This is a genomic window from Methylobacterium tardum (genome assembly GCF_023546765.1).
Taxonomy (GTDB): domain Bacteria; phylum Pseudomonadota; class Alphaproteobacteria; order Rhizobiales; family Beijerinckiaceae; genus Methylobacterium; species Methylobacterium tardum.
Genome location: NZ_CP097484.1, coordinates 6887500 through 6894209, shown reverse-complemented (window position 1 = coordinate 6894209; position 6710 = coordinate 6887500). Strand labels below are relative to the sequence as shown.

Genomic DNA, 6710 nt, shown 5'->3' with positions numbered 1-6710 from the left:
CACTGGCTCTCCCGACGCTGCCCACGGAAATCCGCAGGCCGCGCGTACGCACGAATTACGCCCTCAGCGTCCCGCAACAACGGGCGGGACAGAGTCCAACTCATGGAGTCAACCCCTCCACGGGGACCATTTGCCGATTGGAAGAGCCTATCAACAATTACCTACAGTTCCTTTAACACTGGGACTTGCGGGGATGGCGCGGGGCGCTGTCGGCAAGTGTTCCCAGGGGCGTTCAACACGGTCGCTAGAGTCTTGGCGAATCAGATTGATTCGCTGGAGTCCCGAAATCGCTATGTTTTGCTTGTGGAGTGTCAGTTTCTGTTAAGCTACACGCCGATCCCGGACTCTGCAATCGCATCGATTCTTGGATAGGGTTAACGGTTCGGACCCACGCGCGCCGGCGAACGCCGCCTGGACAGCGCGCACGAAAAAGCCCGGCGCGAAGGCCGGGCTTAAAACCGTCTGGACTGTGTGGGTGCGTTAGGCGGCGAGCGCCTTCACTCGGGCGGCGAGGCGCGAGACCTTCCGCGAGGCATTGTTCTTGTGAACGATGCCGTGCTGCGCGGCGCGCATCATCTCGGGCTCGGCGGCGCGCAGGGCAGCCAGCGCATCCTGCTGGTTGCCCGTGGCGATGGCCTCTTCGACCTTGCGGACGAAGGTACGCATGCGCGAGCGGCGCGAGCGGTTGATCGCCGTGCGCTTGGCGATCTTGCGGGTCATCTTCTTGGCCGAAGCGGTGTTGGCCATGGAATCCTCGTTCTCTTCGTCGGGCGATGCCGACGGGCCGGTTTGGCCGGAGATCGGTCGTCGCGTCAGGTTGTCTGGCGATGACCGAGACGCAGCGCGCGCGAAAGCGCGGCCCCTCGGCGAAGCGGTCTCTATAGTGAGCAGGGCGCGACGCGTCAACGCGGAACAGCCCGCAGCGGCCTGATCGAGCCACATGTCTTAGATCTTGATATTTTTCCTATATTCTTGTTTTGTCCCGTTCTGACCGGGCCGCGACAGGTCGGCGAGGCGAGGCGAGGCGAGGCGAGGCGACGATGCGTGACACGTCTCAAGCGTATGTCGATGCGATCGTGCTGCGCAGCGTTCTTGCCGGCCTCGCCCTGGAGACAAAGCTGATCCGCCTGCAGCGGCAGCTTCACGCCAAAGGCTGGGAGACGCAGCCGCGCGCACCAGCAGGACAGCCAAACGGCGGCGAGTGGGTGCCCGCTCCCGGGGGCGGCCAATGGGCCACACTCCACGAGGATCGGCCCAGCGGCCCCTCTCCTCAAGATCCGCCCCCGTTCACGGAAGCCACAACGCTGGAGGATGGGACGCACGTCCTGTCGATCCGAATACACACTGGGCGAAAGCCCTTCGACGAACAACACACGGTGATCGCGCCGGACGGCGAGAGCCGGATCTTCGAGACATCCGGGGAAACGCAGACGATCCGGGATGGTCAGACCGGCGACGTGCAGTCGCGCAGTACCTTCACTGCGATAGACCTCGTCTCCGAACCAATCGTACAGCCCGCCTTCCTGCCGGCTGTTTCGCTAGCAATCGAAGGCGCGCTCGCCGCTGTTGAACCCGTGCGGACCTCGAGCTCGCGCTGTCGCTGCTGGCGGTCTTATCCACTCAGGACGATGGCTTTGGAGCGGTTTTGGGCCTGACCGCACACGAATTCGATCCCGGCACTGGCGCACAACAAGCCCTGACACCCTGGGTCGGCAAACTCAATCAGCAGGCGCTCGACGGCGCGTGCCCGCGCAATGGAGAAGCCTTAGCCATCGTCAATGATGTCACGAAGTCAGTCTGCGCGTCAGGCAATTATCGAGACCCGACGGATTTTGGCACCAAGGTACATATTGAGGTCGCGAGACGCGTGAATTCTCAGGAAGATCCTTATTTTAAAGCAGAAATCCTGCTCGATCCGAGTGGAGGAAAGTCTAACCCTTACAAGCCAGGCAACGTCCGACTTGATCTTCTGGAAAACGTGAAGGCAACACGGACTGTCTGCGTCTATGATCACAAAACCGGAAATGCGGAAATGTCATTGGCGCGGGCCATGCAGCTCGCCGCTGCCGCGATCAGGAATTACCCTTACCTCGAACGAATCATCATCACTCAAGTGAAACCGCAAACATGAGTTCCGCCCCCCAAATCAAGAGGCTGGCCAAACCTCTGCTCCAGAGGCACAACGACCTCATCATGGCCACCGGCAATATTATGGCCTATCTGCCGGTCACTCACTGGAACCCTTATATTCGTATCCACAATAGGCCAAAAAGAGGAAATTTCACAGTCGACTGGTGGGTAGATACTCGATTTGAGCCGGGACATTATGCGTTTATTAGTCGAATCGGAGCGTGTTCGCTAATCGGTCGATCACTTAAATACAGGCCCCGGGGTCGAACCGGGCTGTTCGAATGGGATGATCCCACCATGCCGGGCGACTTTATCGATCAGGTCGAAGCCAGGATCCTGCCGGTGTTTTCCTCTCTCGATACGTTGGAGAAAACTATCGCTCATCTACGTGCACACCAGCATAATTCCTTTGCCGAGCATCCGCCTTGGAAAACGCTCATGCATGTCGCGCTCGGCGAAATTCCAGCGGCGCAGGCGGAGTGGCGAAATGTGATGCACAACTATGTGCCGCGTACGACCCTGTCAGATCCGTCACGCAATTATGTTTACGACCAGTGGTGCCTCTTGACCGAACCGCTGATGGCTGGCGACCGCGCGGCGCTGGCACGGTTGCCGCACGGCTGGGAGGCCGAGAACACTATCGGCACGAACCTTGAACCCTATTGGCGTTCAACGCCGTTTCCCCTGGAACACACACATTGGGGTATGGTCGGCTAGACCAGCGACCATACCGGTTAAAAGCAAACCCTCACTCCGGCCATCGCAGTGCCGCCGCCGCCGCCAGCGTTCCGACCACGGCGGCGATCAGCGTCAGAGCCCCGAGCACGGCCAGCGGCACGAGAAACGGCACCGTCCCGCCGCTCGCCGCCTGAGCGGCGGAGACGCCGAAGATCAGCGTCGGAATCATCAGCGGCAGCACCAGCACGGCGAGGATCAGGCCGCCCCGCCGAATCGAGGCGGTGAGCGCCGCGCCCACCGCGCCGATGAAGCTGAGCGCCGGCGTGCCGGCCAGCAGCGTCAGGGACGTCGCGCCCATGGCGGTGCCGTCGAGGGCCACGAGCAGGCCGAAGAGCGGCGCGGCCAGCGCCAGCGGCAGGCCGGTGGTCAGCCAGTGCGCCGTCACCTTGCCGAGCACCACCAGCTCGAGAGGCACCGGCGCGGCGGTCATCAGGTCGAGGGAGCCGTCCTCCTCGTCGGCCTGGAACAGGCGGTCGAGGCCGATCAGTGTCGCCAGCACCGCGGCGAGCCACAGGATCGACGGGCCGATCCGCGACAGCAGGTTGAGGTCGGGCCCGAGGGCGAACGGCACCAGGGCGACGATCATCAGGAAGAAGACCAGCGACAGAGCGCCCGAGCCGCCGACGCGGCCGGCGAGGCGGAGGTCGCGGGCGATGAGGGCGAGGAAGGCCCGAATCACGCCCATTCCTCCAGCACGTCCGCCGCAGGCGCCGCAGCGGTCGCCTCGATGCGCAGTTCCGCCGCGCCGGCCAAGCCGAGGGATTGATGGGTCGCCGCAATCACCAGGCCGCCGCCGGCCCGATGGCCTTCCATCAGCTCGGCGAGCACCGCCTGCGAGGTGGTGTCCAGGGCCGCGGTCGGCTCGTCCAGCAGCCAGAGCGGCCGGGCGCAAACCAGCAGCACGGCCAGGGCAACGCGCCGCCGCTGGCCCGCCGAGAGATAGGCCACCGGCAGGTCATGGGCATGGCCGAGACCGAGGCGCTCCAGCGCGGCGCGCGGGCCGAGGCGCGGCGCACCGAGGAGCCGCTGCGCGAACAGGAGGTTCTCCCCCGCCGTCAGCGACGACTTCAGCCCGTCGCGATGGCCGACCGTGTGCAGGCATTCCGGCAGGCTCGCCTCCCCGACATCGGCGACCGTGATCCGCCCGGCATCGGGCCGCAGCCGCCCCGACAGGATCGCGAGCAGGCTCGACTTGCCCGCGCCGTTCCGCCCGGTCACCGCCAGGGCGTCGCCGGGCCCGAGGGCGAAGGACAGGTTGGAGAAGATGCGGCGCCCGGAGCGGCGGCAGGCCAGATCGTCCACGCTAAGCCGCACCCGCTCCTCCGCCCCCGTCCTGACGCCGCGCAGCTGTTCCGCGAAGTCGTCTCCATGCCCGATTGCGCCGGGGAACGGAACCGCACGGTCCAGCTGCGCTTTCGTTCTGCAACGGAGGATTGCCGATGGCCGAGGCGAGAAACCCGAGCGAGGCGGATATTGCCGCGACTCCGGACGCGGTGGCCGGCCGCGCCAAGGTCGAGGAGCGGATGGCCCAATGCACCGTCGAGGAGCAGGCGGCGTTCTGGGAGGCGGTCGGCCGCTGCTTCGGCGGCGGCAAGCCGCCGGAGATGGAGCCGGCCTCCGGCTGATCAGGCCCCCTTTCGGGTCAGGACCCGCAGCGCGCCGCGGAACGTCCGCACATCCTGCTCGGTCAGGCTCATGCGGTGGAGCATGTCGCGCATATTGCGCGCGATGATCTCCTTCTTCTCCGGCGGGTAGAAGCCGGCCTCGTCGAGCGCCGCCTCGAGGCTTCCGAACAGCGCGATCAGCGCCTCGCGGGTCGCCGGCGGCGAGAGCAGCTCGCCCGAGAAGGGCAGCCGCGCCCGCCCGCTCGCCTGCCGCCACGTGTAGCCGACCAGCAGCACCGCCTGCGCGAGGTTGAGCGAGGGAAAATCCGGCGAGACCGGGAAGGTGATGATTGCGTCGGCGAGCGATACCTCGTCATTGGTCAGCCCAACCCGCTCGCGCCCGAACATCACCGCGGTGCGCTGGCCCTCCCGGGCCACGAGCTCGCCCATGGCCTCTTCGGGCGCGAAGACCCGTTTCATCTGCCCGCGCTCGCGCGCCGTGGTCGCCAGCACGTACTGGCAGTCCGCGATGGCCTCGGCGACGCTGCCGAAGATCACGACCCCGTCCAGGACATGCGTCGCGCCCGAGGCCGCCTCGCGGACGCCCTTCTTGGGCCACCCGTTCTTCGGGTTGACGAGGCGCAGCTCCGACAGGCCGAAATTCGCCATGGCGCGGGCGGTCATCCCGATATTCTCGGCGAGCTGCGGCTCCACCAGGATCACGGCCGGGGCGATCCCCGGCGGGACTTCGGTGGCCTTCCTCTGGGCGTCGTCCTGGGAATCGCGGCTGGTCATGAAGGCCGTCTGGCATGACGAGCCCGCGCCCGTCGAGGGTTGGGTGACGAAGCCGGCCGGATGACAGTGCGCGCCTTCCGTCGCCGGAAGCCCCGCGCTATGTCGCGGGGCGATTCCGGCCCGAGACGCCCGACACGGCTCTCAGGGCGGCGACCGCACGGCCCTTGCATGCCGTGCACCGGAACAAGGCGGGAAGGCATCGGCCCATGGCGAAGATCAAGGTAGCAAACCCCGTCGCCGAGCTCGACGGCGACGAGATGACCCGGATCATCTGGGCCGAGATCAAGAACAAGCTCATCCATCCCTATCTCGACGTCGACCTCGAGTACTACGATCTCGGCGTCGAGCACCGCGACGCCACCAACGACAAGGTCACGGTCGACGCCGCCGAGGCGATCAAGCGCCACGGCGTCGGCGTGAAGTGCGCGACCATCACCCCCGACGAGCAGCGGGTGCAGGAATTCGGCCTCAAGGAGATGTGGCGGTCGCCGAACGGCACGATCCGCAACATCCTCGGCGGCGTGATCTTCCGCGAGCCGATCATCTGCAAGAACGTGCCGCGCCTCGTGCCCGGCTGGACCCAGCCCTTCGTGATCGGCCGCCACGCCTACGGCGACCAGTATCGCGCCACCGATTTCAAGGTGCCCGGCAAGGGCCGCCTGACCATCAAATTCGAGGGCGACGACGGCACCGTCATCGAGAAGGAGGTATTCAAATTCCCCGAGGCCGGTGTCGCCATGTCGATGTACAACCTCGACCAGTCGATCATCGACTTCGCCCGCGCCTCGATGAACTACGGCCTCGCGCGCAAGTACCCGGTCTATCTGTCGACCAAGAACACCATCCTGAAGGCCTATGACGGCCGGTTCAAGGACCTGTTCCAGAAGGTCTACGAGGAGGAGTTCGAGGCCAAGTTCAAGCCGCTCGGCATCACCTACGAGCACCGCCTGATCGGCGACATGGTCGCCTCGTGCCTGAAATGGTCGGGCGGCTACGTCTGGGCCTGCAAGAACTACGACGGCGACGTCCAGTCCGACACTGCCGCGCAGGGCTTCGGCTCGCTCGGCCTGATGACCTCCGTGCTGATGACGCCGGATGGCCAGACCGTCGAGGCCGAGGCCGCCCACGGCACCGTCACCCGCCACTACCGCGAGCACCAGAAGGGCCGCGAGACCTCGACCAACTCGATCGCGTCGATCTTCGCCTGGACCCGCGGCCTGTCCCACCGCGCCAAGCTCGACGGCAACGACGATCTGGCGAAGTTCTCCGCCACCCTGGAGAAGGTCTGCGTCGACACGGTCGAGGCCGGCTTCATGACCAAGGACCTGGCGCTGCTGGTCGGGCCCGATCAGAAGTGGCTCTCCACGACGGGCTTCCTCGACAAGGTCGACCAGAACCTGAAGACCGCCATGGGTGCGTGAGGCACGAGCAAGACCTTGAGAG

9 protein-coding genes are annotated in these 6710 nt (G+C 65.5%); 5 read left to right on the top strand and 4 right to left on the bottom strand.

Features of this window, described 5'->3' with window-relative positions; all coding sequences use genetic code 11:
* Window positions 1–480: 480 nt before the first annotated feature.
* Window positions 481–747, bottom strand: coding sequence for a 30S ribosomal protein S20 (gene rpsT, locus M6G65_RS33095; protein ID WP_007561677.1), 267 nt, complete (start codon window positions 745–747; stop codon window positions 481–483).
* Between the two features lie 293 nt (window positions 748–1040).
* Between rpsT and M6G65_RS33090 the strand changes: the two genes are divergently transcribed.
* From M6G65_RS33090 to M6G65_RS33080, 3 genes are all read left to right on the top strand, one after another.
* On the top strand, window positions 1041–1655 hold the full coding sequence (locus M6G65_RS33090; protein WP_238194443.1) for a hypothetical protein: 615 nt from the start codon (window positions 1041–1043) through the stop codon (window positions 1653–1655).
* Complete coding sequence (locus M6G65_RS33085) at window positions 1646–2131, top strand: hypothetical protein (RefSeq protein WP_238194442.1); 486 nt, start codon at window positions 1646–1648, stop codon at window positions 2129–2131. Before M6G65_RS33090 ends, M6G65_RS33085 begins: the two co-directional genes overlap by 10 nt.
* Window positions 2132–2193: 62 nt before the next feature.
* The gene (locus M6G65_RS33080) at window positions 2194–2847 is read left to right on the top strand and encodes a hypothetical protein (RefSeq protein ID WP_238194441.1); all 654 of its coding nucleotides are present in this window, start codon (window positions 2194–2196) and stop codon (window positions 2845–2847) included.
* Window positions 2848–2878: 31 nt separating this feature from the next.
* On the opposite strand, the gene ccmB is transcribed toward M6G65_RS33080, so the two are convergent.
* Window positions 2879–3547 carry a heme exporter protein CcmB gene (ccmB, locus tag M6G65_RS33075; protein WP_238194501.1) on the bottom strand — a complete coding sequence of 223 codons (669 nt, stop codon included), beginning with the start codon at window positions 3545–3547 and terminating at the stop codon, window positions 2879–2881.
* Complete coding sequence (ccmA, locus tag M6G65_RS33070; RefSeq protein ID WP_250103407.1) at window positions 3544–4182, bottom strand: heme ABC exporter ATP-binding protein CcmA; 639 nt, start codon at window positions 4180–4182, stop codon at window positions 3544–3546. Before ccmA ends, ccmB begins: the two co-directional genes overlap by 4 nt.
* Window positions 4183–4307: 125 nt before the next feature.
* On the opposite strand from ccmA, the gene M6G65_RS33065 reads away from it, so the two are divergent.
* Window positions 4308–4493: a hypothetical protein gene (locus M6G65_RS33065; RefSeq protein WP_238194439.1), complete on the top strand. Its 186-nt coding sequence runs from the start codon at window positions 4308–4310 to the stop codon at window positions 4491–4493.
* Here M6G65_RS33065 and M6G65_RS33060 read toward each other — a convergent pair whose 3' ends face one another.
* Window positions 4494–5267 (bottom strand): RNA methyltransferase, encoded by a 774-nt coding sequence (locus M6G65_RS33060; RefSeq protein ID WP_238194438.1) that lies wholly within the window; start codon window positions 5265–5267, stop codon window positions 4494–4496.
* 206 nt (window positions 5268–5473) lie between these two features.
* On the opposite strand from M6G65_RS33060, the gene M6G65_RS33055 reads away from it, so the two are divergent.
* Window positions 5474–6688 carry an NADP-dependent isocitrate dehydrogenase gene (locus M6G65_RS33055; RefSeq protein WP_250103406.1) on the top strand — a complete coding sequence of 405 codons (1215 nt, stop codon included), beginning with the start codon at window positions 5474–5476 and terminating at the stop codon, window positions 6686–6688.
* Window positions 6689–6710 lie beyond the last annotated feature (22 nt).

Excerpts from the sequence above, each read along its gene's own strand:
- rpsT (WP_007561677.1), bottom strand. The coding sequence starts at position 747 with ATGGCCAACACCGCTTCGGCCAAGAAGATGACCCGCAAGATCGCCAAG.
- M6G65_RS33090 (WP_238194443.1), top strand. The coding sequence starts at position 1,041 with ATGCGTGACACGTCTCAAGCGTATGTCGATGCGATCGTGCTGCGCAGC.
- M6G65_RS33080 (WP_238194441.1), top strand. The coding sequence starts at position 2,194 with ATGGCCACCGGCAATATTATGGCCTATCTGCCGGTCACTCACTGGAAC.
- M6G65_RS33065 (WP_238194439.1), top strand. The coding sequence starts at position 4,308 with ATGGCCGAGGCGAGAAACCCGAGCGAGGCGGATATTGCCGCGACTCCG.
- M6G65_RS33060 (WP_238194438.1), bottom strand. The coding sequence starts at position 5,267 with ATGACCAGCCGCGATTCCCAGGACGACGCCCAGAGGAAGGCCACCGAA.
- M6G65_RS33055 (WP_250103406.1), top strand. The coding sequence starts at position 5,474 with ATGGCGAAGATCAAGGTAGCAAACCCCGTCGCCGAGCTCGACGGCGAC.